Origin of the sequence: Streptomyces aureus (assembly GCF_001418135.1) — a bacterium.
In the GTDB taxonomy this organism is placed as follows: domain Bacteria; phylum Actinomycetota; class Actinomycetes; order Streptomycetales; family Streptomycetaceae; genus Streptomyces; species Streptomyces aureus_A.
Genome location: NZ_LIPQ01000018.1, coordinates 16,060 through 40,622, shown reverse-complemented (window position 1 = coordinate 40,622; position 24,563 = coordinate 16,060). Strand labels below are relative to the sequence as shown.

Genomic DNA, 24,563 nt, shown 5'->3' with positions numbered 1-24,563 from the left:
TCTTGCCCTTGTAGTGGGCCATCACGCCGTTGATGTGGTTGTTCATGGCCTGGCGCAGCGCGCTGCCGCTGAGGCTCTGCATCCAGGCGGGCTGCTGGGAGTGCCAGGCCAGGGTGTGGCCCCGCACTTGCTTGCCGTTCTGCACCGCCCAGTTGTGGACGCGGTCGCCGGCGGTGAAGTCGAACCGGCCCTGCTGGGGTTCGGTGGCGTCGATCTTCATCTCGTTCTCGGCCGTCACCGAGTTGAACTCGCGGTTCGCGATCGTCGTGTACGTCGAGTCGTTGAGCCTGCCCGACGCGATGGCGGTGCCGAAGTACCGGCCGGTCTGCGCCGCCGCGCTGCCGAGCGTGCTCTCGGCGGCGTGTGAGGTCGGCGGCGCCACCAGCACGGTGGCGGAGGCGAGGACGCCGACGATGAGCGCCGCGCAGAGGCCACCTGTTTTCCGGCGGACGGTGGACGGGGTGGCGTGTAAACGCATGACTGGACCTCCAGTACGGAAATCACGGATGGATTCGAGCGCGGCGGAAGAATTCCGCGACGGCGATGTCCGCGTCTGTGGAAAAGGGCGCGGACCATCAGGGCGCAATGATTCGAGACCGGCACCGCGGCAAGCGGGGCAAAGGGCCGGCGGCGCCTCGGGAATCAGTCTGGAAACACCACAGGAACATGTCAAGTGTTTCGGAGGGTTTTCGGTAATGCGGCCCGATGATGGGGCCGGCGTGGTCCTTTGGGGGGCCTGTCAGGGAATTACGGAAGCGTCATGACGAAGCAGTCCCTGCCGAAAGTTATTCGACAGGGACTGCTTCCTTCATAAGTGAGGGATTGCCTCGGTTCACATTTCCAGGTCGTCGATGCCCGTCGCCCCGGAGGGGCGGTTCGGATACGTGATGTCGAACCAAGTGAAGTGGGCCTGGTTCGTGGACGGGCGGCCGTGGGAGGTGGCGTAGAGGCCGAGCTGGACGCTGGTGAAGAGCGGCCTGAGGAAGGTGGCTTCGACGGTGGCCAGGTCCTGCCAGGCCCCGTCTGGCGCCGCATGGGCGAAGGTGTGGCTGAAGCCCCGGACGCGGACCCCCAGGCGAACGGGCCCCGGGGGGACGGGAACGCCGGCCAGGACCTCGGGCCCGTGGCGGAGGACGAGCCCTTCCTCGGTGCGAAGGAAGAGGAGGTGGGTGTCGTCGTCGAGGACGACGGCGAGGCCGGCCTGTTCGCCCGGTGCTGCGGGAGCGAAGTGCAGTTCGGTGGACACGTCGCAGTCGGGTTGTTCCTGGGGGCGGGCCAGGAGGGACGGGACGGTCCGTTCGCCGAGGTGTTCGGGGCGGAGCCGGAGGCGGAGTCCGTCCCCGGTCGTCCAGAACGGCGTGCGTGGGGTGCGCAGGGTGCTCCAGTCGGTGGAGAGCGCGGCGAAGTCGTCCTGGAGACAGCGCCGGGGGCTCGTGTGGTCGACAGGGGCGAAGACCGGCCAGCCGTCGTTCCAGGTGACCCTGCTGAGGAAGGTCTCGCGGCCGATGGCGGAGCCCGGGCGGACGCCCAGGAGGACGGCCCGCCAGTCGCCGTCCGGGGTCTGCACGAGGTCGGCGTGCCCGGTGCAGGTGACGGGGCCCTTCCGGGCGGGAGGTAGGACCGGGTTGCCGGGGGCGCCCTCGTACGGGCCGGTGACGTGGGCGGCGCGGGCGGCCACCACGCTGTGGTCCACGTCGGTACCGCCCTCCGCGGTGAGCAGGAGATAGGTACCGTCGATCCTGTAGATGTGCGGGGCCTCCGACCAGCGGGCGCCCGTCCGGCTTCCCGACCACAGGACGTACTCGGGTCCAGTGAGCCTCCGTTCACCGGGAAGGTACTCACGCATCCAGATCTCGGTGCGGCCGGCGGCCTCGTCCAGCACGCGGGCGGCGGTGAACCAGGCCCGGCCGTCTCCGTCCGGCCCGTCGTCGAAGAACAGCGACGGGTCGAAGCCCTCTCCCTCCAGCCAGTACGGTTCCGACCACGGCCCGGCCGGGTCGGCCGCCGTGACGACGAAATGTCCGGGGCCGTCCATCAGCGTGCAGACGAGGTGGAAGAGCCCGTCATGGTGCCGGATCGTCGGTGCGAACAGGCCGCGGGAAGGCTCGCACCCGTCGAGGTCGAGCTGGGACGGCCGGTCCAGCGCGGAGCCGAGACGTCGCCAGTTCACGAGATCGCGGCTGTGGAACACGGGGAGCCCCGGGAACCACTCGAAGCTGGACGTCACCAGGTAGTAGTCCGCCCCCACCCGGCAGACGGACGGGTCGGGCCGGAACCCGGGCAGCACGGGATCGTCGAAGGCCTTACTCATGGGACCGGGACGATCTCGACCGGCACGGACAGCACGCGGTCGGCCGCCGGGTGACGTACGGGGCCGTGCAGGGTGAAGGAGCCGTGGAGCGGGAGGTCTCCGCTGGACCGTCCGACGGCCACGTCGATCACTCCGGCTTCCACTCTCCTTCGCAGATCGACCCCGGTGAAGGAGGTCCGGTCGGCGTGGACGGAGAAGGTGATCCGGGCGGCCTCGCCCGGCCGCAGCTCGACTCTGCCGAATCCGGCCAGCCACCGCCGGGGCCGGACGACGGACGCCTCGGGGTCCGACAGGTACAGCTGGACCACCTCGGTCCCGGCCACCTCGCCGACGTTGCGTACGGTGACCGCGACGGAGACGGCTCCGTCCGTGGGGGCGACGGGATCCACCGAGAGATCCGAGCAGGTGAAGCTGGTCCAGCTCAGCCCGTGCCCGAACGGGAACAGCGGAGTCGGGTCCACCGAGCTCCAGTCGGTGTGCCCGCCCAACGCGGAGTGCAGGTAGGTACCGGGCTGTCCGCCGACCTGGCGGGGGATGGAGACGGGGAGCCGCCCGGATGGCTCCGCGGCCCCGCTGATGATCCGGGCCAGGGCCGTCCCGCCCTCTTCGCCGGGGAAGAAGGCCTGGACGACGGCCGCCGCGCGGTCGGCGAGCGAGCCGAGCGCGTAGGGGCGTCCGGAGACGAGGACCAGGACGGTCGGCACCCCGGAGTCCAGCACGGCGGAGGCGAGTGCGGCCTGGTCGCCGGGCAGTTCGAGGGTCTCGGCGTCACAGCCCTCTCCCGAGGTCCCCCGGCCGAACATGCCGGCCCGGTCGCCGAGTACGAGCACGTTCACCTCCGGATCCTCCGCTGTGACCGTGAACCCGGCAGAGGTGAGCGCCTCGCCGAGCGTCGGGATCTCCAGCCCGGGGTCGCCGGGCAGCGCCACGTGGTTGGGGAAGGAGTAGCAGCCGAGGAACGAGTGGGGGTCGTCGGCGTACGGCCCGCTGACCGCGACCCGGCACGGGCGCAGTGGCAGGATGCCGTCGTTGGCGAGCAGCACGGTGGACCGCTCGGCCAGGAGCCTGGCCAGTGCCCGGTTCTCCGGCGGGTCGAGCTCGACGGGCTCGGGCTTGACGGGTTCCCAGTCGGGGTCGAGCAGACCGAGTTCGGCCTTCTGCAGCAGGACCCGCTCCGCGGCCCGGTCGACGAGCTCCCCGGGAACGTCTCCCGACCGTACGAGTGCGGTCAGCGGCTCGCCGTAGCAACGGGCGGTGGGCAGCTCGACGTCGATTCCGGCGGTCAACGCCAGCGCGCCGGCCGCGCCGCGAGACCCGGCGACGCCGTGCCGGGTCTCCAGGAAGGAGACGGAGTAGTAGTCGGCGACGACGACACCGCCGAAACCGAGCTCGTCCCTGAGCAGTCCGGTCAGCAGGTGTTCGTCGGCGGCGACCGGGACACCGTCCACGTCGGTGTAGCTGTTCATCACCGACCGTGCGCCTCCCTCGCGCAGCGCCCGTACGAAAGGCTCGACCAGCACGTCGGCGAACTCGCGCGGCCCCGAGGCGACGGGGGCCATGTTCCGGCCGCCGCGAGAGGCCGAGTATCCGGCGAAATGCTTGAGCGTCGCCACGACGCCGGCGCCTTCCAGGCCCTGTACGTAGGCGGTGCCGATCGCTCCGACGAGATAGGGGTCCTCGCCGATGCACTCCTCGGTCCTTCCCCACCGGTAGTCGCGGACCACGTCGAGCACCGGGGCCAGTCCCTGATGGACGCCGACCCGCCGCATCCCCTCGCCGATGGCTCCGGCCATCCGCCGCACGAGGCCGGGATCGAAGGACGCGCCCCAGGCGAGCGGCCCGGGGAAGACCGTGGCCCCGAACGTCATGAACCCGGTCAGGCACTCCTCGTGAGCGATCGCCGGAATACCGAACCGGCCGGACCCGGTCACCTGGCGCTGGAGTGAGGCGAGGCGCTCCATACCGGCTTCCGCGGTGATCGGCGCGGTTCCGTACACCCGGGTGAGCTGGCCGAGACCGTACCCGACGATGTCGTCGAGGCCCGGCGCCGGCTCGCTGGAATCGTCCTCCATCGGCGCGACGGGTACTCCGGGATTCGAGGGCAGCGCCCAGAAGCCGGTGAGTTGCCCCGCCTTCTCTTCCAGCGTCATCCGACTCAGCAGATCGGCGACTCGCACGGAAGCGGGCAGGAGAGGATCACGCCAGGGCTCGGTCAAGGGGTTCTCCTAGGGGCGGGGCGAGGCGGTGGAGAGCCGGACCTTGAGCTCGGTCGAGAGCTCCATCCGGGGGCTGACCAGGGGCTGGTCCTCCAGAAGCTGGAACAATGTGCGGGCGGCGAGCCGGCCCATCTCCTCCAGCGGCTGACGCACCGTCGTCAGCGGAGGTGACAGCCAGTCGCACATCGGCAGGTCGTCGAAACCGACCACACTGAGGTCCCTCGGGATGCTCAGTCCGCCCTGCCGGGCGGCCTCGTAGACGCCCATCGCCTGCTGGTCGCTCCCGGCGAAGACGGCCGTCGGCGGCTCGGGCAGGGCGAGCAGCTCCTGGGCACACCGGAACCCGCCCTCGTGCTGGAAGTCGCCGAACCGGATCAGGTCGCGGTCGACCTCGATCCCGGCCCGCTCCAGAGCGGCCCGGTAGCCGTCGATGCGGGCCTGGCTGCAGAGCATCTCCTTGCGCCCGCCGATCGCGGCGATCCGGCGGTGCCCCATGTCCAGCAGGTGCTCGGTGGCGGCGAGGCCGCCCGCCCAGTTGGTCGCGCCGATGCTCGGCACGCCGTTGCCCGGCAGGTCGATCGGGTCGATGACGACCAGTGCCACCCCGCCCCGTTCGACCTGGGCGCGCTGGGCCTGGGTGACCGAGGCGGTGACGAGGATGACGCCGTCGCTGTGGTGCTGGACCGGCAGGGTGGCCCAGCTCGACGGAGTGGCCTCGCCCGGTGGCACGAGCGACACGACGGTGCCGACGCCCCGCTGGGCGCACTCGGCCTCGACGCCGCGCAGTATCTCCACCGCCCACGCGCTGTCCAGGCCGCCGATGATCAGGTCGACGAGGCCCGATCTGCGAGCCCTGTTCTGCCGGCCGGGCTGGAGGTAGTTGTGGGATCGCAGCAGTGCTTCGATCCGTTCGCGTGTCGAGGGCGCGACGTCGGACCGGCCGTTGATCACCTTGGAGACAGTGGCCTGGGAGACCCCTGCCTCCGCGGCGATGACCGCCAGAGTCGCACGCTGCTCGCTCAACTTCTCTCCTCCTCGACGCCGTCGGTCGCCGACGGGGTATCGCAAACTTTCGAAGAGTTTCTGGTCGGCGCGACTGCTTGTCAAGCCCGTGCTCAAGCGGTGATCCAAGATAAATCGGTGAGAAGTCTTGACCGTGCAGCCCGGTGTTCCTAGTTTATGGCACCACGCAATTCGAGAGTATTTCGAAAAGTTTTCGAGCGTGACATCGGCACTGAACCCGGCAGTGGCCCGGCATCGAACCCGGCATCCCCTCACGGAGGTCCCATGGCCAGCAACCCCCCGAGCCGACGAAACTTCCTCGCGCTCGCGGGCTTCACCGCACTGTCCGTCTCCATGACCGCGGCCTGCGGAGCGGGCGCATCGGACGGCGGGCCGTCGGCCGACGGCAAGGTGACGTTCGAGTGGTGGAACATCGCCACGACGGAGCCGGGCAAGTCCCTCTTCCCGCGGATCTCCTCGGCCTACACGACCGCTCACCCGAACGTCGCGATCAACACGACCTCGCTGGAGAACGAGGCCTTCAAGTCCAAACTGACCGCGACCACCTCTTCGGGGAAGCTGCCCGACGTCTTCCAGACCTGGGGCGGCGGTGTGCTGCAGCAGCAGGTCGACGCGGGGCTGGTCGAGGACCTCACCGATGTCCTGGACTGGTCGACCGCCCTCACCCCGGTCTCGCTGCAGGCCTACCAGTTCGGCGGCCGCACCTACGGGGTGCCCTACGACATCGGCATGGTCGGCTTCTGGTACAACAAGAAGCTCTTCGCCGAAGCCGGGATCACCGCCCCGCCGGCCACCTGGGCCGAGTTCCTCGACGACGTCAGGAAGCTCAAGGCGGCGGGCATCACCCCGATCGCCCTCGCGGGCAAGGAGAAGTGGCCGGGCCACTACTACTGGGCCTATCTCGCGATGCGCGTCGCCGGCCTCCCCGCGTTGCAGGAGGCCGCGACCACCAAGGACTTCACCGGCGCCGGCTTCGTCCGGGCGGGCGCCCACCTCAAGGAGCTCGTCGACCTCCAGCCGTTCCAGACGGCCTTTCTCGGCGCCGGCTACGCCACCCCCGGCGGGCAGGCCGCGACCATGGGCAACGGCAAGGCCGCCATGGAGCTGATGGGGCAGTGGGGGCCGTCGGTGCAGAAGGACGCGGGCGCCGACCTCGGAGCGGACCTGGGCTTCTTCCCCTTCCCCACGGTCGACGGAGGTGTGGGGCAGGCCACCGAGGTGTTCGGTGGCGGCGGTGGCTTCGCGTTGCGCAAGGGTGCCCCGAAGGAGGCGCTGGACTTCCTGAGGTTCTTCGTCCTGGAGAACGAGTCCAAGCTGCTGGCCTCCAACGGCTATCTGCCGGTGGTCAAGGGTGCGGAGAGCCGGCTCACCGACGTCAACAAGAAGGTGGTGGCCGCGAGCCTGGTCAAGGCGACGGGCTTCCAGCTCTTCCTCGACCAGGCCTACCCTCCGGCGGTCGGTCAGGAGGTCAACGACAGCGTCGCCGACCTCATAGCCGGCAAGAAGACCCCCGAGCAGGTCACCACGTCGATCACCGAGGCTGCGAAGAGTGCCTAGCGCCGTGTCCACTCTGGCTGAGGAGCGGACGGAGGAAGCCGCGCCGGCGCACCGGCCCGTCCCGGCCCGGTCGCGCCTGCGCGGGTGGGGCGACTGGGCGTCGGTCGCCTGGTTCCTCGTCCCGGCCCTCGTCCTCTTCCTCGTCTTCGTGCTCGCCCCGATCATCGTCGCCGTGTACACCGGCTTCTTCAAATGGGGCGGGATCGGCCCCATGGACGATTTCGTCGGCTTCGCGAACTACACCAGGCTCTTCGACGACGAGGTCTTCCTCGGCGACCTGGGGCGCGGGCTGTACCTGATCGTCCTGTCGATCACGATCCAGCTGCCGTTCGCCCTGTTCACCGCGGTCCTGCTCAACCAGAGGCTCCGTGGCCGGGCCGTCTACCGGATGCTGTTCTTCGCCCCGTACATCCTGTCCGAGGTGGTCACGGCGGTCCTCTTCACGATGATCTTCCTGCCCGGCGCCGGCATGGCCGACCATCTCGCCGGCCTCCTGGGTCTGGAGGGATGGCAGGGCAAGTGGCTCGCCGATCCCTCGACGGTCATGCCGACCCTCTTCGTGGTCATGATCTGGAAGTACTTCGGCTTCCACATGATGCTCTTCCTCGCCGGACTGCAGGGCATCCCGTCCGAGATCCTCGAGGCCGCCGCCATCGACGGCGCAGGAGCCTGGCAGCGCTTCCGGCACGTGACGCTGCCGCTGCTCGGTCCGACCATCCGGATCAGCGTCTTCCTGTCGATCATCGGGTCCATCCAGCTCTTCGACCTCGTCTGGGTCATGACCGCGGGCGGACCCAACCACTCCTCCGAGACGATGGCGATCGCGATGTTCCAGTTCGGGTTCAAGCGGTACCAGGTCGGCTACGCCAGCGCGATCAGTGTGGTGCTGTTCATGATCAGCCTGGTCTTCTCCCTCTTCTACCAGCGCTACGTGCTCCGACGTGATCTGAGCGGGGCCGTCACCTCGGGAGGCCGCCGATGAACGCCCGCCGGACGGCACGCGGTCTCTCACTGCACGCCGTGGTCTGGCTGATCGCCGCGTTCGTCGCCGTGCCGCTGCTCTACGCGGTGATCTCCGGGTTCAAGAGCACCGGCGAACTCACGACGAATCCGTTCGGGCTGCCGGAGCAGTGGAAGACCGGAAACTACACCGGAATTCTCAGCGACGGAATGTTCTGGCGGCAGATCGCCAACAGCGCGGGAATCGCGATCGGTACGACGGTCTGCACGGTCGCGGCCTCCGCGATGGCGGCGTTCGTGCTGGCCCGTTATGCCTTCCGGGGACGGGAGTTGTTCTACACGCTCTTCACGATCGGGTTGATGTTCCCGTTCGCGGTGGCCGTCCTGCCGCTCTTCCTCATGCTGCGCACCTTCGGCCTGTTGGACAATCCGCTCGGAGTGATCCTCCCACAGGCGGCTTTCGGGCTTCCCATGACGATCGTGATCCTGCGCGGCTTCTTCCGGACCATCCCGGCTGAGATCGAGGAGGCCGCCACCGTGGACGGCTGCGGCAAGCTCCGCTTCTTCTGGAAGATCCTGCTGCCGATGGCACGTCCGGCGCTCGGTACGGTCTCGGTGCTGGCGGTCGTCGCGAGCTGGAACAACTTCTTCCTGCCGCTGCTGGTGTTCAGCGATCCGAAATGGCAGACGATCCCGGTCGGCGTCCAGCAGTTCCAGGGCCAGTACTCGACCGACTTCGCGCTCGTCCTCGCCTACATCGTGCTCGCCATGGTCCCCGCCCTCGCCTTCTACGCCGTCGCCGAGCGCCAGCTGATCGGCGGCCTCACCGCCGGCGCCACCAAGGGCTGACCTCCACCCCCGAGGAGACTCCGTGAAACGCCTGACCGCTCTGACGGCAGTCATGCTGTTAGCGCTAACAACTCACGTTGCCGCCGCTGACCCCGCGCCACCCGACACGGGCCCCGCCATCGACTTCCGGGCCGCACTCCAGCCCATCGACGGATTCGGCTTCTCCATGGCCTTCCAGCGGGCCGACCTGCTGCACGGCGCGCGCGGCCTCAGCCCTACAAAGCGGCGCGAGGTGCTCGACCTGCTGCTCAGCAAGAGGAAGGGCGCCGGCCTGTCGATCCTGCGCCTGGGCATCGGGTCGTCGACCGACCGGGTGTACGACCACATGCCGACGATCCTGCCGACCGATCCCGGCGGGCCGGGCGCTCCGCCGAAGTACGTCTGGGACGGCTGGGACGGCGGTCAGGTCTGGCTCGCCAAGGAGGCCAAGGCGTACGGCGTCGAACGGTTCTTCGCCGACGCCTGGAGCGCGCCGGCCTTCATGAAGACCAACGGCAGCGAGAACGACGGCGGAGAGCTCCTGCCCGAATGGCGTCAGGCCTACGCGAACTACCTCGTCCAGTACGCCAAGTTCTACCAGCGGGAAGGCATCGGGATCACCGACCTGGGATTCACCAACGAACCCGACTGGACGGCGACGTACGCCTCGATGCGGTTCACCCCGCAGCAGGCCGTCGACTTCCTCAAGGTGCTCGGGCCGACCGTCCGCGCATCCGGACTGAAGACCGGGGTGGTCTGCTGCGACGCCGCGGGCTGGGACCGCCAGGTGGCCTACACAGAGGCCATCGAGGCGGACCCGGCGGCTGACAAGGCCGTGCGGACCGTCACCGGCCACCGCTACAGCGGCCCGACCGAGGTTCCGCAACCCACCGACAAGCGTGTGTGGATGTCGGAATGGTCGCCGGACGGCACCACCTGGAACGAGAGCTGGGACGACGGCAGCGGCTACGACGGTTTCACCGTCGCGGCCGACATCCAGCACACCCTGACCGTCGGCAACGCCAACGCCTACGTCTACTGGACCGGCGCGTCCCTCGGTGCGACCCGGGGCCTCATCCAGCTCGCCGACCCCGGAGACGACTACCGGGTGTCCAAGCGGTACTGGGCGCTGGCCGCCTTCAGCCGCTTCATCCGCCCCGATGCCGTCCGTGTGCCGGTCACGAATGTCGACCCGTCGCTGCGGATCACCGCCTTCCGCAACACCGACGGCAGTCGCGTGATCGAGATCCTCAACACCGCGACCACCGGAAGGTCCGCGGCCTTCACCCTTCGAGGCGGGCACGACCGCCACCCCGATGTCTACGTCACCGACGAGACCCGCTCGCTCACCCCGGTCGACGTCGTCTCCGCGCACGGCACGACCCTCACGGCCACGTTCGCCCCGCGCGCGCTGACCACGATCGTCCTCGACTGAAACGACGGACCCCTCCGAGGAGTCATCCATGTCCCTGTCCCGGCACCTCATCGCCCTGTCCGCCGCCGTCTGCCTCGCGGCCGGCCTCGCCGCCGCGCCCGCGACCGCCGAGCCGCGTCCCATGACGCTCGGCGAACTGGCCAGGAAGCAACACAAGTACTTCGGCTCGGCCACCGACAACCCCGAGTTCACCGACGCCGCCTATCTGAAGCTCCTCGGCAGCGAGTTCGGGCAGACCACCCCCGGCAACGCCATGAAGTGGTACGCCACCGAACCCGAGCCCGGCGTCTTCGACTTCACCGCCGGCGACGAGGTCGTGGCCTTCGCCAAGGCCCACCACCAGAAGGTCCGCGGCCACACCCTCGTCTGGCACAGCCAGCTCCCCGCCTGGCTCACCGAGCGCAGCTGGACCGCCGAGGAGCTGCGCCCCGTCCTCAAGAACCACATCCAGAAGGTGGCCCGGCACTACAAGGGCAAGGTCATCCACTGGGACGTCGTCAACGAGGCCTTCAACGAGGACGGCACCTACCGCGAGTCGGTCTTCTACAAGACGCTCGGCCCCGGCTACATCGCCGACGCCCTGCGCTGGGCCCACGAGGTCGACCCGCACGCCAAGCTGTACCTCAACGACTACAACGTCGACGGGATCGGCCCCAAGAGCGACGCCTACTACCACCTGATCAAGCAGCTGAAGGCCGACGGCGTCCCGGTGGAGGGCTTCGGCATCCAGGGGCACCTGGCGCTCCAGTACGGCTTCCCCGCCGACATCAAGCAGAACATGCAGCGCTTCGCCGACCTCGGCGTCGAGGTCGCTGTCACCGAGCTCGACATCCGGATGAACCTCCCCGCGACCCCGGAAAAGCTCGCCACCCAGGCCACCTGGTACGCCGACTACGTCAAGGCCTGCCTGGCGGTCAGGAAGTGCGTCGGCGTCACCATCTGGGACTACACCGACAAGTACTCGTGGATCCCCTCCGTGTTCCCCGGCGAGGGCGCCGCGCTGCCCTACGACGAGAACCTGACGCCCAAGCCCGCCTACCACGCGATCAGGGAGGTGCTGGGCGGATGATCAGAACGGCGATCGTGGGTACGGGCGGGATCGCCGGCATCTGCCACGTTCCCGCTCTCCGCGCACAGGCGCACCGGGCCGAGATCGTGGCGGCCGTCGACGTGGACGCCACGCGCGCCGAGGCGTTCGCGACCGAGCACGGCATCCCCGCGGTCTACACAGACCTGCACACGATGCTCGACGAACAGCGCCCGGACGTCGTGCATCTGTGCACGCCGCCGTCTTGGCACGCCGAACAGGCCGTGGCGTGCCTGGAGTCGGGGGCGTGGGTGTGGTGCGAGAAGCCGGTGGCACTGTCGCTGGCCGAGCTCGACCGGATCCAAGCCGCCGAAGGCCCCGCCGTCGCGGGCGCGGTGTTCCAGCACAGGTACGGCTCGGGCGCCCGATACCTGCGCGACCGGATCGCGGCCGGGACCCTGGGACGTCCCTTGGTCGCGCAGTGCGTCACGGCGTGGTACCGCGACGACGCCTACTACGAGGTGCCCTGGCGCGGCACCTGGCGCAGCGAGGGCGGTGGCCCGACCCTGAGCCACGGCATCCATCAGATGGATCTGATGCTGGACGTGCTCGGCGCATGGGCAGAGGTGCGTGCGATGGCCGGCCGGCTGGAGCGCGACGTCCAGACCGAGGACGTGTCCACGGCCCTGGTCCGGTTCGAGACCGGAGCCATCGCGACGGTCGTCAACAGCGTCCTCTCCCCACGCGAGGAGAGCTATCTGCGGTTCGACCTCACCGACGCCACGGTCGAACTCCGGCACCTGTACGGCTACTCCAACGCGGACTGGACGTTCACCGCCAGGTCGCCCCACGCGAAGTGGGAGCCGCCGGACGACCTGCCCAGCTCGCACACCGCCCAGCTCGCGGACTTCCTGGACGGCTACGAGGCCGGGCTCCGGCCCGACCTGGGCAGGCCCACCATGGAACTGGTCACCGCCCTCTACAAGGCAGCGATCACCGGCCTGCCGGTCCGGCGCGGAGAGATCGACGCGACCGATCCGTTCTACGGCTCACTCGACGGGGGACGACCGGAGGCTCTCCGATGACGTTCGAACTCCTCGAGAAGGAGGACTCGCTGATCGTCCGGGCTCGCGGGGTCGACCTCTTCCGCTATGTGCACCGGCCGGTCATGGACCCCTTCGAGGCACCGAAGCCCTACCTGCATCCGGTGCGTACGCTCGCCGGCGACGTGGTGACCGGATACCGGCCGCACGACCACCGCTGGCACAAGGGCGTCCAGTTCACGGCGTCATGGGTGTCGGGACAGAACTTCTGGGGCGGCGGCACGTACCTGCGGGGCCGGGGCTATGTCGACCTGCCGAACCTCGGCACGATGCGCAGCCTCACCGTGTCCGGCGAGACGAGTCACGGCCGTGCCGTCGTCACCGAGCACCTGGCCTGGCACACGATGGCGGGGGAGCACTGGATCGACGAGCGTCGCACGCTCACCGCGCGGGACGTCGAGGCCGGCTCCTGGACCCTGGAGATCACCACCGCGCTGACCAACGTCCTGGACACCGACCTGATGTTCGGCAGCCCCGGCACCCAGGGCAGAGAACTCGCCGGATACTCGGGTCTGTTCTGGCGCGGCCCGCGTGACTTCACCGGCGGTGACGTGATCGGCCCCGGCATGGGCGAGCAGGGCGAGTGGCTGGCCTTCATCGGCAGGCACGACGAGGTCGACCGCTCCTCCACTCTGCTCTTCCTGGACGATCCGGACGTCCCCGGCCACTGGTTCGTCCGCAGTGAGCCCCTTCCCGCCGTCAACCCGTCCCTGGCGTTCGGCAAGGAACTGCCGCTGGCCCCGGGCGACACCCTGTCGCGCCGTTACCGGATCGTCGTGGCCGACGACGCGTGGACCCTCGCGCGCCTGTCCCGCCACGTCGAGGAACACCCGTGGTGACTCCGCTCCCCGGCGGGGTGGGGATCTCCGGGCTGACCGTGTACGACTGGGAGGCCGCCGACGGGCTGTGCGGCGGCACCCCCCACATGCACCTCGTCTGCTCCGAGGCCTACGTCGTGATCGGCGGATCCGGCAGCGTCCAGACCCTCACCACCTCCGGTTTCACCGACACGCCGCTGCGCCCCGGTGACGTCGTCTGGTTCACCCCCGGAACGATCCACCGTCTCGTCAACGCCGGCGCCCTGCGTCTCGTGGTCCTCATGCAGAACAGCGGACTTCCCGAGGCGGGCGACGCCGTCTTCACCTTCCCCCCTCCCGTACTGGCCGATCCCGACGCCTACCGGGCGGCGGCCGTCCTGACCGGCGACCACGCCGCGGCGGCGCGCCGCCGCCGCGACCTGGCACTCGAAGGCTTCCTGGCCCTGCGTGAAGGTGGGCTGCGGGAGTTCCACGCCGCGGCCCACCGCCTGAAGCGCGACCTCCTTGACGCCTGGTGGTTCCGCTGGCGTGACGGCCCGCTGGCGGCGACCCTCGCCACCGGCTGCCAACTGGCAGGGCTGAAGACCGGAGACCTCTCCCACCTCGATCACGGCGACGTGTCGCGGCTGGAGCGCCCGGAGGAACCGCTCTTCGGCATGTGCGGCCTTCTCCACGCCTATCCCGTCCCCGTCCCCCTGACGACGCGGCCGCCGCGCGGCTCGTCGGAGTCACCTCACCTCCCACCCCCGAAGGAGCCCTCCTGATGAGGTTTCGCCATCCACCCCTGATCCTGAGTCTCGTCCTCGCGGTCCTGTCGTCCTTGCTGCTCGGGGCCACTCTCCTCAATGCCCCGCCCGCCGCCGCGGCCACCATCGACACCAACGCCTGGTACGTGCTGGTCAACCGCAACAGCGGAAAGGCCCTGGACGTCTACAACCTCGCGACCGGCGACGGCGCCCGCATCACCCAGTGGACCAGGAACGACCAGAACCAGCAGCAGTGGCAGTTCGTCGCCTCCGGCGACGGCTACTACCGCGTCAAGTCCCGCCACTCGGGCAAGGTCCTGCACGTCCAGAACAGTTCCACCGCCAACGGCGGCGCGATCGTCCAGTGGACGGACGTGAACGGCACCAACCAGCAGTGGCGGCCGGCCGACAGCGCGGACGGTCACATCAGGCTCGTCGCCCGCCACAGCGGCAAGGCCCTCGAAGTCCAGGGCGGCTCCACCGCCGACAACGCGAACGTCGTCCAGTACGACGACTGGGGCGGCGCCAACCAGCAGTGGCAGCTCGTCAAGGTCGCCGGCGGAACCCCCGGCACCTGTGCCCTTCCCTCGACGTACCGCTGGTCGTCGACGGGCGCGCTGGCGCAGCCCAAGGCCGGATGGGCCTCGCTCAAGGACTTCACCGTCGCCCCCCACAACGGCAAGCACCTCGTCTACGCGACGACCCACGGCACCACGGGGACGGGAGTGGGCTGGGGCTCGATGAACTTCACCCCGTTCACCGACTGGTCCCAGATGGCCACGACGGGCCAGAACAAGATGTCGAATTCCGTCGTCGCACCCACGCTCTTCTACTTCGCGCCGAAGAACATCTGGGTGCTCGCCTACCAGTGGGGCAGGACCGCCTTCTCCTACCGGACGTCGAGCGACCCCACCAACCCGAACGGCTGGTCGGCGGAGCAGGAGCTCTTCTCCGGAACCATCGCCGGGTCGGGAACGGGCCCCATCGACCAGACGCTCATCGGCGACGGGACGAACATGTACCTGTTCTTCGCCGGTGACAACGGCAAGATCTACCGGGCCAGCATGCCGATCGGGAACTTCCCGAGCAGCTTCGGCTCGTCCTACACGACGATCATGAGCGACACGGAGAAGAACCTCTTCGAGGCGCCCCAGGTCTACAAGGTCAAGGACCAGAACCAGTACCTCATGATCGTCGAGGCCCGGGGCGCGAGCGAACACCGCTACTTCCGCTCGTTCACGGCCACCAGCCTCAACGGCTCGTGGACGCCGCAGGCCGCGACCGAGAGCAACCCCTTCGCCGGCAAGGCCAACAGCGGCGCCACCTGGACCAACGACATCAGCCACGGCGAGCTGATCCGCGCCGGCGCCGACCAGACCTTCACGATCGACCCCTGCAACCTGCAGTTCCTCTACCAGGGTCGTGACCCCAACTCCGGCGGTGACTACGGCCAGTGGGCCTACCGCCCGGGTCTGCTGACGCTCCAGCGCTGACGACGTGGCGGGCTCGGTGGTCACCCGAGCCCGCCACGGTCACGGGCCGGGGCCGCGTCCGGGACCGGCGTCGCCTGTGACGGCCGCCCACCGGGCGACGCCGGCGGACCGACCCCGTCTCACGTCGTATTCTTTGCCGACGCAGAGGCCGGTCGCCGTCCGCCGGTGGACCGCTTCCCTGGAGAGGGTGGGAATGGGGCTCATCGACGTGGACCACGCGGGGCTGGTCGTCGCGGCGCAGGCCGGTGACGACCGGGCGCGCGAGGAGCTGATCGCCGCGTACCTGCCGCTGGTCTACAACATCGTCGGGCGAGCGCTGAGCGGCCACGCCGACGTCGACGACGTCGTCCAGGAAACCTTGTTGCGGGTGGTGCGTGACCTGCCTGCCCTGCGCGCCCCCGAGAGCTTCCGGTCCTGGCTCGTGTCGATCACGCTCCGCCAGATCAACACCCACCTGCACCGCAGACACGCCTTCGCCGAACGGACCACGGCCATCGACGAGGCGCACCAGATACCGGATGCCGGCGCCGAGCCCGTGGACACGGCGATCCTCCGGCTGCATGTCTCGGACGAGCGCCGTCGCGTCGTCGAAGCCAGCCGGTGGCTTGATCCGGATCATCGGGTGCTGCTGTCGCTCTGGTGGCAGGAATGCGCCGGTTCGCTGAGCCGTGACGACATCGCCGCCGCGACGGGGCTCACGGTCGCCCACGTCGGAGTACGCCTGCAACGCATGCGCGAGCAGCTGGAACTGTGCAGGACGATCGTCGCCGCGCTGGAGGCCGACCCGCGCTGTCCCCGACTGGACGAGGCCGTCGTCGGCTGGGACGGCCTGCGCGCATCGGTGTGGCGCAAGCGCATGGCGCGGCACACCCGTGGCTGCCCGGTCTGCACGGGGCCGACGACGGAACGGGTTCCGGCCGAACTGCTCCCCCTCGGCCTCGCGACGCTGGCCGTCCCGGCCGGACTGATCTCCGCGCTCGCCGCCAAGGGTCTGCTGTCGGGTACCGCCGCGATCGCCGCCGGGCCGGCCGCGGCACACGTCGCTGTCGGCAGCGCGACGGGGGGAGGTGGCCTGCACGTCGCGCTGACCGGCAAACTCGCGGCGATCACCGCTCACCCGTTGGTGAGCCTCGCCACCGGCGCGGTGCTCGTCGCCGGAACGGCCACCTATGTGAGCTGGCCCGAACCGGCGCCTCGGGTGCCCGCCGTCGTCGCCGCCCCCACGGCCGGCACCGCCTCGCCGGCCCCGTCGCGCACCACGACGTCGGACGAACCGTCCCCCGCGAGTCCGCCCGCCGCCGCAGCCACCGTTCCGCTCGGCGCGCGCTCGCTGGAGTCCGTGGACGAGCCCGGCCTGTTCGTCACCCATACCGGCGACCACGCGACGCTCGGCCGGGTCTCCGCGTCCAGCGGCGCGCAGACCCGCAACCGGGGCACCTTCACGGTCATCGCGGGTCTGGCCGACACACGGTGTGTCACCTTCCGCGCCGCGGACGGCCGGTACCTTCGCCACTCCTACCTGCGGCTGCGGCTGAGCACCGACGACGGCAGCGATCTGTTCCGTGAAGACGCGACCTTCTGTCCGCGCCCTGGGTCGGTCGCGGGGTCGGTGACCCTGCACGCGCACAACTATCCCGGCTCCGTCCTCCGCCACCGTGACGGAGGCATCTGGCTCGACGGCTCCGACGGAACACGGACCTTCGCCGGGCAGGCATCCTTCATCGTGCGCCGGACCTGGTCCTGAGAGTCGCTCCCGCGCCAGGCCGTTTCCCACCAGGCAGTGAGTCGGGTGTCTCGCACCGCCTCCGCGGGGACGACCGAACCGCGGGGCTCGGCATAACGCTTTCTGCCTGCGACATGCGTCACTGAGCGAACTTCCGGACGGCGCGAGTTTTCTGTTACGCGACCGCGAGTTCGGCGGCCTCCACTTCAGGGGTGACCTTCCCCCACTGGCGTATCCCCCTGAAGAGAGGCCTCCCATGACGCAACGCACCCATGTGAACCGCGACCCGCGAGGAACAGCATGAAGGGCGTGCACCGGCTTCGCCGGCGTCGCCGTACCTGGGCGACAGGACTGTCGGCCGCAGCGGTGGTCGCCGGTGCCCTGACGCTCCTCCCCAACTCCGCCGGAGCCGCGGCCCTGGGTACCGAGGCGGCCCCTTCGGGCCGGTACTTCGGCACGGCTGTGGCCGCAGGCCGGCTCGGCGACTCGGCGTACACCGCGATCGCCGACCGGGAGTTCAACATGATCACCCCGGAGAACGAGATGAAGTGGGACGCCATCGAACCGTCCCGCGGCAGATTCAACTTCGGCCCGGCGGACCGGATCGTCGATCGTTCCCTGGCACGCGGCCAGCGCCTCCGCGGCCACACCGCGGTCTGGCACTCGCAGCTCCCCTCCTGGGTGAGCTCCATCCGCGACGCGAAGACGCTGCGCGGCGTGATGAACCACCACATCACCACCCAACTGGCCCACTACAAGGGCAAGATCTACGCCTGGGACGTGGTCAACGAGGCGTTCGCCGACGGCGGCGGCGGCCGGCTCCGCGACTCGGTCTTCCAGAAGGTGCTGGGCGACGGCTTCATCGAGGAAGCGTTCCGCACCGCCCGCGCGGCCGACCCCTCGGCCAAGCTCTGCTACAACGACTACAACATCGAGAACTGGTCGGACGCCAAGACCCAGGGCGTCTACCGCATGGTGAAGGACTTCACGTCCCGCGGCGTGCCCATCGACTGCGTCGGGTTCCAGAGCCACTTCGGGGCGGGCGGCCCGCCGGCGAGCTTCAAGACCACCTTGGCCGGCTTCGCCGCCCTGGGCGTCGACGTCCAGATCACCGAGCTGGACATCGCCCAGGCATCACCCACCCACTACGCGAACACGGTCAGCACCTGCCTGTCCGTGGCCCGGTGCACCGGCATCACCGTGTGGGGCGTCCGTGACAGCGACTCCTGGCGGAGCGGCGAAAGCCCCCTGCTGTTCGACCGGAACGGCAAGCCCAAGCCCGCCTACACCGCCGTCATGAACGCTCTCACGTCCGGCTCCGGCACCACGCCGACCAAGCCGACCGACCGTGCCGGGGAGATCAAGGGTGTGGCCTCCGGCCGCTGTATCGACATCCCCGGCTCCGCCACGGCGAACGGCACCCGGGCGCACCTTTGGGACTGCGGCGGACAGGCCGGCCAGCGCTGGACCCACACCGCCGCCAAGCAGCTGAAGGTCCACGGCGAGAAGTGCCTGGACGCCAAGGGCAACGGAACCGCCAACGGCACCCCGGTGATCATCTGGGACTGCAACGGCGGCGCCAACCAGCAGTGGGACATCAACGCCGACGGCACGATCACCGGCGTCCAGTCCGGGCTGTGCCTCGACGCCGTCGGCGCGGCCACCGCGAACGGCACCACGATCCAGCTTTACACCTGCGCGTCGGTCGGCAACCAGAAGTGGACCGCCCCCTCCGCGACGGGCAGCGGCGCGTGTGCTCTTCCCTCGACGTACAAGTGGAGCTCGACGGGCGCCCTCGCCCAGCCGGCGAACGGATGGGCCGCGGTGAAGGACTTCACCCACGTCATGCACAACGGCAAGCACCTGGTCTACGCGTCGAGCGCGTCGGGAACCTCGTACGGCTCGATGGCGTTCAGCCCCTTCACGCACTGGTCCGACATGGCGTCGGCCGGCCAGACGAAGATGGGCCAGAACACGGTGGCGCCCACGTTGTTCTACTTCGCGCCCAAGAAGATCTGGGTCCTTGCGTACCAGTGGGGTGCGTCGCCCTTCAGCTACCGCACGTCCAGCGACCCCACCGACCCCCATGGCTGGTCCGCGCCGAAGCCACTGTTCACCGGCAGCATCCCCCGCACCGAATCCGGCACCGGCCCGATCGACCAGACCCTGATCGCCGACGACCGGAACATGTACCTGTTCTTCGCCGGTGACAACGGCAAGATCTACCGGGCGAGCATGCCGATCGGGAACTTCCCCGGCAGCTTCGGCCCGTCGTACACGACGGTCATGAGCGACACGGAGAAGAACCTCTTCGAGGCGCCCCAGGTCTACAAGGTCAAGGGCCAGAACCAGTACCTCATGATCGTCGAGGCCCGGGGCGCGAGCGAGCACCGCTACTTCCGCTCGTTCACGGCCACCAGCCTCAACGGCTCGTGGACGCCGCAGGCCGCGACCGAGAGCAACCCCTTCGCGGGCAGGGCGAACAGCGGCGCCACCTGGACCGACGACATCAGCCACGGTGACGTGGTCCGCAGCAACCCCGATCAGACCATGACGATCGACCCCTGCAACCTGCAGTTCCTCTACCAGGGCAAGTCCCGCACCGCGGGTGGCCCCTACGACCGACTGCCGTACCGGCCGGGCGTCCTCACGCTGCAGCGCTGACCCGCCCGATCCACGGTTACACAAGGAGAACACCCCCCTCATGAACAACCCCACGAACGGCGCGCGCCGCGGGCGTCACCGTCGTCGCTGGAGCGCCACCGCCCTGCTGCTCGGCGTGCCCGCCGCCGTCGTCCCGTACCTCCTGTTCACCCAGGAGGACTCGCAGGCCGCGACCGTCGACGCCAACGCCTACTACCGCCTGATCTCCGTGCGCAGCGGCAAGGCCCTGGACGTCAACGCCTTCTCCACCGCCGACGGAACCCGCATCCAGCAGTGGACCGACCAGAACACCGCCAACCAGCAGTGGCGGCTGCGGTCCACCGGCGACGGCTACTACGAGCTGGTGAACCGCAACAGCGGCAAAGTGCTCGGCATAGCGGGCGATTCGACCGCACAGGCGGCTGCCGTCGAGCAGCAGACCGACAGCTCCTCCGCCTCCCAGGAGTGGCGGATCGACGAGGTGAGCGGTTCCGGCGCCGTCACCTTCACCTCCCGCGGGAGCGGCCAGGTCCTGGACGTCTCCGGAGGCTCCACGGCTCAGGGCGCGGCGATCATCCAGTATCCCGGCAGGGGCAGCGCCAACCAGCAGTGGAAGCTGCTGAAGGTCGCCGACGCGCAGTCGGCCGCGGCCGGACCGTACACGTGGCGGAACGCCCAGGTGGTCGGCGGCGGTTACGTCACCGGGCTTGTGTTCAACCCTCGGGAGAAGGGGCTGCTGTACGCGCGTACCGACATGGGCGGCGCCTACCGCTGGGACAGCGCGGCCGAGCAGTGGATCCCGCTGACCGACTGGCTCGGTGAGAAGGACTGGAACCTGCTGGGCATCGACGCGCTGGCCACCGACCCCGGCGACCCCGACCGGCTCTACCTCGCGGCGGGCACCTACACCAACGAGTGGGCCGGCAACGGCGCGCTCCTGCGCTCCACCGACCGGGGCCGCACCTTCCGGCGCACCGACCTGCCCTTCAAGCTGGGCGGCAACGAGGACGGCCGCGGGGCGGGCGAACGGCTCGTGATCGACCCCGCGGACAACCGCACCCTACTGCTGGGCACCCGCAAGAACGGCCTGTGGCGCAGCACGGACAGCGGTGTGACATGGCGGCAGGTCTCCTCGTTCCCCGTCAAGGACGGGGCGAGCAGCGGCGCGGGCATCTCCTTCGTGACGTACGGTCCGGCAGGCGGCAACACGGTCTACGTCGGCGTCGCCGACAAGTCCACCTCCCTGTACCGCTCCACCGACGGCGGCACCACCTGGCAGGCCGTCCCCGGACAGCCCACCGGCCAGTTCCCGCAGCACGGTGTCCTCTCCGGCGACGGCTCGCTCTACCTGACGTACACCAACGCCCCCGGACCCAACGGCGTGACGGGCGGCTCGGTGTGGAAGCACACGCCGAGCGGCGGGGCCTGGAAGAACGTTTCCCCTTCTCAGGGCAGCTACGGCTTCTCCGGACTGGCCGTCGACCCGCGCAAGCCGTCCACGGTGATGGTCACCACCCTCGACCGCTGGTGGCCCGAGGACGAGATCTACCGCACCGCCGACGGCGGCACGACCTGGAAGGCGCTGGCGGACAAGTCGGTGCGGAACGCCTCCGCCGCTCCCTACGTCGGCACCCACACCGGGCACTGGATGACCGCCCTGGCCATCGACCCCTTCGACTCCGGGCACGTGCTGTACGGCACCGGCAACGGCATCTGGCGCAGCAAGGACGCCACCGCCACCGACAGCGGCGGCACCAGCCACTGGACCGCCGGAGCACGCGGCCTTGAGGAGACCGCGCTGATGGACGCGATCGCCCCACCGGGCGGCGCCACCGTCCTCACCGCCATGGGCGACCAGGGCGGATTCCGCCACGAAGACCTGACCAAGGTGCCCGCCGGGCGACTGAGCAACCCGATGATGACCAACAGCACCGACATCGACTTCGCTCAGGCCAACCCCTCGATGATGGTCCGGGTCGGCCGTGGCGGCGCGCAGGACGGCGCATACTCCACCGACGGCGGCACCAGCTGGACCGGCTTCAAGGCGGAGCCGGCGACCGGCGCCCAGGACGGCCATGTCGCGCTCGCGGCGGACGGCTCCACCATCGTCTGGACCCAGGCCGGCCAGGCTCCGCACCGCTCGACCGACAAGGGGGCGAGCTGGTCCAAGGTCCGCGGCCTGGGCACCGACGCCGTCGTCGTCGCCGACCGCTCCTCGGCCAGGACCTTCTACTCCCTGGCCGGCGGCACGCTCCACGCCAGCACGGACGGCGGCGCGACCTTCACCGCCCGCGCCACGAACCTGCCCGCCGGCCGGCTCACGGCCGTCCCCGGCGTCGCCGGGGACCTGTGGATCGCCGGCGGCGCCAAGGGACTGCTGCACTCCACCGACGGCGGCAGCACCTTCACCACGCTCACCACGGTGCGGTCCGCGTCCGCCCTCGGCTTCGGCAAGGCCGCACCCGGCGCCTCCTACCAGGCCCTCTATCTGATCGGTACCGTCAAGGACGTCACCGGCGTCTTCCGCTCCACCGACAAGGGCGCCACCTGGCTCCGCGTCAACGACGACGCCCACCAGTGGGGCGCCATCGGAGGCGTCGGCGTCATCACCGGTGACCCCGACACCTACGGGCGCGTCTTCGTCGGCACCAACGGACGCGGCCTCCAGTACGGCGACCCGTCCTGACACTCCCCCCGAGCGGGGCCGCAGGCACGATGCCTGCGGCCCCGGCAGGTGCCACGGCCTCCACCCGGAGGGGCGACCCGCTGCCGACCCGCCTGGCGGGCTGCTTGCGCGCCCGGCTCAGTCGGACCGGGCGGGGGCTCGTAGTTCGACCTTGTACCCGCCCTGTGGGGTGGATTCGGCGGTGAGGATGCCGTCGAGCAGTTCGGCGCGTTCCTTCAGACCGACAAGGCCGTGGTGGGCGCTCGGCAGGGCGACGGACGGGCGGGTGGGGGCGGTGTTGGTCACGGTGACGCCGAAGTGGTGTGCGTCGTGCCACAGGCGTACCTCGGCGCGGGCGCCGGGGGCGTGTTTGCGCACGTTGGTGAGTGCTTCCTGGACCGTACGGTAGACGGTGCGCTGAGCGGTGGTGCTGATGCCGGCGGGGAGCTCCCCGGCCAGGGTGGTCTCGATGCCGCTGTTGGCGATGAGCTTCTGGAGGTCGGCGAGCGTGGGCTGGGGGGTGAGTGCGGTTTCCCTGCCGCCCGAGGCGCGGAGCAGGGTGACCATGTGACGGAGTTCGTCCAGGGTGTTCGCGCTCAGGGTGCGGATGGTGCGAGCCGCCTCTCGGGCGTCGAGGTCCTTGGCGGCCACCTGCATCGCTCCGGCCTGTACGGCGATGAGGCTGACCTGGTGGGAGACGACGTCGTGCATCTCGCGGGCGAGTTGGGCGCGCTCGCTGGCGAGGACGGTCTGGGCGTGCAGGGCACGTTCGTGTTCCCGGGCCTCTTCGACCTCGACGAGCTGTCGGGCCACGTCGTGCCTGGCCTGCACGAGCTGGCCGAACAGCACGGGGGCGACGGCCGTGGCCAGCGTGTAGACGAACTGGACGAGCGTCCATGTCCGGTCGCCGTCGAACGCGTCCGACAACGGCCAGACGAGGGTGTCCACCCCCGCGTTCAGCAGGGCACAGCCGGCCAGCATCGGTCGGTTGCGGGTGGAGGCGGCCAGTGTGTACAGGGCGGTGATCGGCGCGACCGCGACGTCCATGAACAGGGTCATGGGCAGGGTGAACAGGAAGACGGCGAGCGGGAAGCGCCTGCGCAGGAACAACGCCGTGCTGCCGAGGGCGACGCAGGCCCAGACGAGAGGGGTCCCCTCGCCGTAGAGGTTGATCCAGGCGTCGAGCACGGCGAGGACGACGAGACCCCCGTCGACGGCCCAGTGGGGTACGCGCCGCCACAGTGCCCGGCCCGTGCTCATCGCCCGTCGTCCCGCGACGGGTTGTCGTCGTTCCTGCCGAGCAGTCCGGCGCGCTCGGCGAGCAGTGCGGCCTGGACACGGCCGGCGACCCGCAGCTTGTTCAGGATCGAGCTGACGTGGTCCTTGACGGTGCCCGCGCTCAGATGGACACGGGTGCCGATCTCGGCGTTGGACAGTCCTTCCGCGACCAGGACGAGGACGGCGCGCTCCCGGTCGCTGAGCAGGTTCACCCGTGCCACCTCCGCGTCCTGGGGTGCTCCCGCTCCAGGGTGACCGCGCAGCAGCGCGCGTGAGGCTTTCGGGGACATCACCACCCCGCCGGCGGCCAGGGTGCGCACGAGCTGGGCGAGCTGCTCGGGCTCGGTGTCCTTGAGCAGGAAGCCGGCGGCACCCGACCGCAGCGCGGTGAGGATGTACTCGTCGGTGTCGAAGGTGGTCAGCATGGCGACGTGCGGCGGTGCGGCCAGTTCCTGGATCTTCCGCAGGACGGTCAGGCCGTCCACGTCCGGCATGCGGATGTCGAGGAGTACGACGTCCGGCCTCTCGCGCCGGATGACGTCGGCCGCCTGCGCCCCGTCCGCGGTCGCGACGACCTCGATGCCGTCGGACGCGTTCAGGATCATCTGGAAACCGGACCGCACCAGGGCCTCGTCATCCACCACCACTACCCGGATCACCGGCGTTCCGCCTCACACTCGTCTGCTCCGTCCGGCCTCTCGGCGATCCGTGTCGGCACCCGCACCGGGGCGTCCACG

18 protein-coding genes are annotated in these 24,563 nt (G+C 69.8%); 12 read left to right on the top strand and 6 right to left on the bottom strand.

All coding sequences use genetic code 11. The features are described 5' to 3' along the window. The 4 genes from AOK00_RS39920 to AOK00_RS02250 all read right to left on the bottom strand — a co-directional run. The coding region (locus tag AOK00_RS39920) for an endo-1,4-beta-xylanase (RefSeq protein WP_437441378.1) at positions 1-478 on the bottom strand (478 nt) is incomplete at its 3' end. Between the two features lie 354 nt (positions 479-832). Continuing rightward, positions 833-2,311, bottom strand: a complete 1,479-nt coding sequence (locus tag AOK00_RS02260; RefSeq protein WP_055598637.1) for a glycoside hydrolase family 43 protein — start codon at positions 2,309-2,311, stop codon at positions 833-835. Next, positions 2,308-4,527 (bottom strand): beta-glucosidase, encoded by a 2,220-nt coding sequence (locus AOK00_RS02255; protein ID WP_055598636.1) that lies wholly within the window; start codon positions 4,525-4,527, stop codon positions 2,308-2,310. Before AOK00_RS02255 ends, AOK00_RS02260 begins: the two co-directional genes overlap by 4 nt. 9 nt (positions 4,528-4,536) lie before the next feature. Then, positions 4,537-5,550, bottom strand: a complete 1,014-nt coding sequence (locus AOK00_RS02250) for a LacI family DNA-binding transcriptional regulator (protein ID WP_055598635.1) — start codon at positions 5,548-5,550, stop codon at positions 4,537-4,539. Between the two features lie 264 nt (positions 5,551-5,814). On the opposite strand from AOK00_RS02250, the gene AOK00_RS02245 reads away from it, so the two are divergent. The 12 genes from AOK00_RS02245 (at position 5,815) to AOK00_RS02190 (ending at position 22,569) form a co-directional block, all read left to right on the top strand. After that, on the top strand, positions 5,815-7,107 hold the full coding sequence (locus tag AOK00_RS02245) for an extracellular solute-binding protein (RefSeq protein WP_055598634.1): 1,293 nt from the start codon (positions 5,815-5,817) through the stop codon (positions 7,105-7,107). Positions 7,108-7,111: 4 nt separating this feature from the next. Beyond that, entirely contained in the window at positions 7,112-8,089 is a 978-nt protein-coding gene (locus tag AOK00_RS02240; protein WP_437441377.1) for a carbohydrate ABC transporter permease, read from the top strand. Next, positions 8,086-8,916, top strand: coding sequence for a carbohydrate ABC transporter permease (locus AOK00_RS02235; RefSeq protein WP_055598632.1), 831 nt, complete (start codon positions 8,086-8,088; stop codon positions 8,914-8,916). The genes AOK00_RS02240 and AOK00_RS02235 overlap by 4 nt, the downstream gene beginning before the upstream one ends. Before the next feature lie 52 nt (positions 8,917-8,968). Beyond that, a complete protein-coding gene (locus AOK00_RS02230; RefSeq protein WP_254047207.1) occupies positions 8,969-10,330 on the top strand; it encodes a glycoside hydrolase family 30 protein in 1,362 nt (453 codons plus the stop codon). A 28-nt stretch (positions 10,331-10,358) separates the two neighbouring features. Continuing rightward, positions 10,359-11,399: an endo-1,4-beta-xylanase gene (locus tag AOK00_RS02225; protein WP_055598630.1), complete on the top strand. Its 1,041-nt coding sequence runs from the start codon at positions 10,359-10,361 to the stop codon at positions 11,397-11,399. Then, a complete protein-coding gene (locus AOK00_RS02220) occupies positions 11,396-12,442 on the top strand; it encodes a Gfo/Idh/MocA family protein (protein ID WP_055598629.1) in 1,047 nt (348 codons plus the stop codon). Before AOK00_RS02225 ends, AOK00_RS02220 begins: the two co-directional genes overlap by 4 nt. Further along, positions 12,439-13,299 (top strand): PmoA family protein, encoded by an 861-nt coding sequence (locus tag AOK00_RS02215; RefSeq protein WP_055598628.1) that lies wholly within the window; start codon positions 12,439-12,441, stop codon positions 13,297-13,299. Before AOK00_RS02220 ends, AOK00_RS02215 begins: the two co-directional genes overlap by 4 nt. Beyond that, complete coding sequence (locus tag AOK00_RS02210; RefSeq protein ID WP_055598640.1) at positions 13,296-14,042, top strand: cupin domain-containing protein; 747 nt, start codon at positions 13,296-13,298, stop codon at positions 14,040-14,042. The genes AOK00_RS02215 and AOK00_RS02210 overlap by 4 nt, the downstream gene beginning before the upstream one ends. After that, positions 14,042-15,517 (top strand): non-reducing end alpha-L-arabinofuranosidase family hydrolase, encoded by a 1,476-nt coding sequence (locus AOK00_RS02205; protein WP_055598627.1) that lies wholly within the window; start codon positions 14,042-14,044, stop codon positions 15,515-15,517. The genes AOK00_RS02210 and AOK00_RS02205 overlap by 1 nt, the downstream gene beginning before the upstream one ends. Before the next feature lie 193 nt (positions 15,518-15,710). Then, complete coding sequence (locus AOK00_RS02200; RefSeq protein WP_055598626.1) at positions 15,711-17,261, top strand: sigma-70 family RNA polymerase sigma factor; 1,551 nt, start codon at positions 15,711-15,713, stop codon at positions 17,259-17,261. Positions 17,262-17,540: 279 nt separating this feature from the next. Further along, positions 17,541-19,904 (top strand): non-reducing end alpha-L-arabinofuranosidase family hydrolase, encoded by a 2,364-nt coding sequence (locus AOK00_RS02195; protein ID WP_055598625.1) that lies wholly within the window; start codon positions 17,541-17,543, stop codon positions 19,902-19,904. A 40-nt stretch (positions 19,905-19,944) separates the two neighbouring features. Further along, positions 19,945-22,569 (top strand): RICIN domain-containing protein, encoded by a 2,625-nt coding sequence (locus tag AOK00_RS02190; protein ID WP_055598624.1) that lies wholly within the window; start codon positions 19,945-19,947, stop codon positions 22,567-22,569. Positions 22,570-22,686: 117 nt separating this feature from the next. Here the strand turns inward: AOK00_RS02190 and AOK00_RS02185 are convergent, their stop codons facing one another. Continuing rightward, positions 22,687-23,808, bottom strand: a complete 1,122-nt coding sequence (locus AOK00_RS02185) for a sensor histidine kinase (protein WP_055598623.1) — start codon at positions 23,806-23,808, stop codon at positions 22,687-22,689. After that, on the bottom strand, positions 23,805-24,431 hold the full coding sequence (locus tag AOK00_RS02180) for a response regulator transcription factor (protein ID WP_055598639.1): 627 nt from the start codon (positions 24,429-24,431) through the stop codon (positions 23,805-23,807). The genes AOK00_RS02185 and AOK00_RS02180 overlap by 4 nt, the downstream gene beginning before the upstream one ends. Positions 24,432-24,563 lie beyond the last annotated feature (132 nt).

What these genes read in the sequence shown, in the direction of transcription:
- AOK00_RS02260 (WP_055598637.1), bottom strand. Translation starts at nt 2,311, where the DNA reads ATGAGTAAGGCCTTCGACGATCCCGTGCTGCCCGGGTTCCGGCCCGAC.
- AOK00_RS02245 (WP_055598634.1), top strand. Translation starts at nt 5,815, where the DNA reads ATGGCCAGCAACCCCCCGAGCCGACGAAACTTCCTCGCGCTCGCGGGC.
- AOK00_RS02235 (WP_055598632.1), top strand. Translation starts at nt 8,086, where the DNA reads ATGAACGCCCGCCGGACGGCACGCGGTCTCTCACTGCACGCCGTGGTC.
- AOK00_RS02230 (WP_254047207.1), top strand. Translation starts at nt 8,969, where the DNA reads ATGCTGTTAGCGCTAACAACTCACGTTGCCGCCGCTGACCCCGCGCCA.
- AOK00_RS02225 (WP_055598630.1), top strand. Translation starts at nt 10,359, where the DNA reads ATGTCCCTGTCCCGGCACCTCATCGCCCTGTCCGCCGCCGTCTGCCTC.
- AOK00_RS02220 (WP_055598629.1), top strand. Translation starts at nt 11,396, where the DNA reads ATGATCAGAACGGCGATCGTGGGTACGGGCGGGATCGCCGGCATCTGC.
- AOK00_RS02215 (WP_055598628.1), top strand. Translation starts at nt 12,439, where the DNA reads ATGACGTTCGAACTCCTCGAGAAGGAGGACTCGCTGATCGTCCGGGCT.
- AOK00_RS02205 (WP_055598627.1), top strand. Translation starts at nt 14,042, where the DNA reads ATGAGGTTTCGCCATCCACCCCTGATCCTGAGTCTCGTCCTCGCGGTC.
- AOK00_RS02200 (WP_055598626.1), top strand. Translation starts at nt 15,711, where the DNA reads ATGGGGCTCATCGACGTGGACCACGCGGGGCTGGTCGTCGCGGCGCAG.
- AOK00_RS02195 (WP_055598625.1), top strand. Translation starts at nt 17,541, where the DNA reads ATGAAGGGCGTGCACCGGCTTCGCCGGCGTCGCCGTACCTGGGCGACA.
- AOK00_RS02190 (WP_055598624.1), top strand. Translation starts at nt 19,945, where the DNA reads ATGAACAACCCCACGAACGGCGCGCGCCGCGGGCGTCACCGTCGTCGC.
- AOK00_RS02185 (WP_055598623.1), bottom strand. Translation starts at nt 23,808, where the DNA reads ATGAGCACGGGCCGGGCACTGTGGCGGCGCGTACCCCACTGGGCCGTC.
- AOK00_RS02180 (WP_055598639.1), bottom strand. Translation starts at nt 24,431, where the DNA reads ATGATCCTGAACGCGTCCGACGGCATCGAGGTCGTCGCGACCGCGGAC.